The sequence below is a fragment of the Nocardia cyriacigeorgica NBRC 100375 genome (assembly GCF_000308555.1).
In the GTDB taxonomy this organism is placed as follows: domain Bacteria; phylum Actinomycetota; class Actinomycetes; order Mycobacteriales; family Mycobacteriaceae; genus Nocardia; species Nocardia cyriacigeorgica.
Genome location: NZ_BAFY01000107.1, coordinates 1 through 1841 on the forward strand (window position 1 = coordinate 1; position 1841 = coordinate 1841).

The 1841-nt window shown below is 56.4% G+C and carries 1 rRNA gene; it reads left to right on the forward strand.

Features of this window, described 5'->3' with window-relative positions:
* The first annotated feature begins 208 nt into the window (after positions 1–208).
* Positions 209–1727, forward strand: a 16S ribosomal RNA gene (locus tag RJ05_RS10095).
* Positions 1728–1841: the final 114 nt, after the last annotated feature.

Genomic DNA, 1841 nt, shown 5'->3' on the forward strand with positions numbered 1-1841 from the left:
GGATGTGTGTGCGTGTGTTCTTTGAGAACTCAATAGTGTGTCGATGAATGTCAGTGCCAATATTTTATTGGTTCCGGCCCCTCATACCCCCGTGTGTTGTGGGTCGGACATTTTGAATGTCAGCAAACTTTTGCTGGCGTTTTGTTTTGCTGGGTTTTCGGACTCTGGTTAGATATTTCTGATTCACCTTCGGGTGTTTCGAGAGTCTTCAACGGAGAGTTTGATCCTGGCTCAGGACGAACGCTGGCGGCGTGCTTAACACATGCAAGTCGAGCGGTAAGGCCCTTCGGGGTACACGAGCGGCGAACGGGTGAGTAACACGTGGGTGATCTGCCTCGCACTCTGGGATAAGCCTGGGAAACTGGGTCTAATACCGGATATGACCTTACATCGCATGGTGTTTGGTGGAAAGATTTATCGGTGCGAGATGGGCCCGCGGCCTATCAGCTTGTTGGTGGGGTAATGGCCTACCAAGGCGACGACGGGTAGCCGGCCTGAGAGGGCGACCGGCCACACTGGGACTGAGACACGGCCCAGACTCCTACGGGAGGCAGCAGTGGGGAATATTGCACAATGGGCGAAAGCCTGATGCAGCGACGCCGCGTGAGGGATGACGGCCTTCGGGTTGTAAACCTCTTTCGACAGGGACGAAGCGCAAGTGACGGTACCTGTAGAAGAAGCACCGGCCAACTACGTGCCAGCAGCCGCGGTAATACGTAGGGTGCGAGCGTTGTCCGGAATTACTGGGCGTAAAGAGCTTGTAGGCGGCTTGTCGCGTCGATCGTGAAAACTTGGGGCTCAACCCCAAGCTTGCGGTCGATACGGGCAGGCTTGAGTACTTCAGGGGAGACTGGAATTCCTGGTGTAGCGGTGAAATGCGCAGATATCAGGAGGAACACCGGTGGCGAAGGCGGGTCTCTGGGAAGTAACTGACGCTGAGAAGCGAAAGCGTGGGTAGCGAACAGGATTAGATACCCTGGTAGTCCACGCCGTAAACGGTGGGTACTAGGTGTGGGTTTCCTTCCACGGGATCCGTGCCGTAGCTAACGCATTAAGTACCCCGCCTGGGGAGTACGGCCGCAAGGCTAAAACTCAAAGGAATTGACGGGGGCCCGCACAAGCGGCGGAGCATGTGGATTAATTCGATGCAACGCGAAGAACCTTACCTGGGTTTGACATACACCGGAAACCTGCAGAGATGTAGGCCCCCTTGTGGTCGGTGTACAGGTGGTGCATGGCTGTCGTCAGCTCGTGTCGTGAGATGTTGGGTTAAGTCCCGCAACGAGCGCAACCCTTATCTTATGTTGCCAGCGCGTAATGGCGGGGACTCGTGAGAGACTGCCGGGGTCAACTCGGAGGAAGGTGGGGACGACGTCAAGTCATCATGCCCCTTATGTCCAGGGCTTCACACATGCTACAATGGCCGGTACAGAGGGCTGCGATACCGTGAGGTGGAGCGAATCCCTTAAAGCCGGTCTCAGTTCGGATCGGGGTCTGCAACTCGACCCCGTGAAGTTGGAGTCGCTAGTAATCGCAGATCAGCAACGCTGCGGTGAATACGTTCCCGGGCCTTGTACACACCGCCCGTCACGTCATGAAAGTCGGTAACACCCGAAGCCGGTGGCCTAACCCCTTGTGGGAGGGAGCCGTCGAAGGTGGGATCGGCGATTGGGACGAAGTCGTAACAAGGTAGCCGTACCGGAAGGTGCGGCTGGATCACCTCCTTTCTAAGGAGCACTTCTCCACGACGCTTCACACAGGTGAATGTGGTTGTGGCAGAGACCGTTTAGTTCCCAATCGTGGAGCTGCGGAAGCTCATGGGTGGAACGCTGACAACCTCT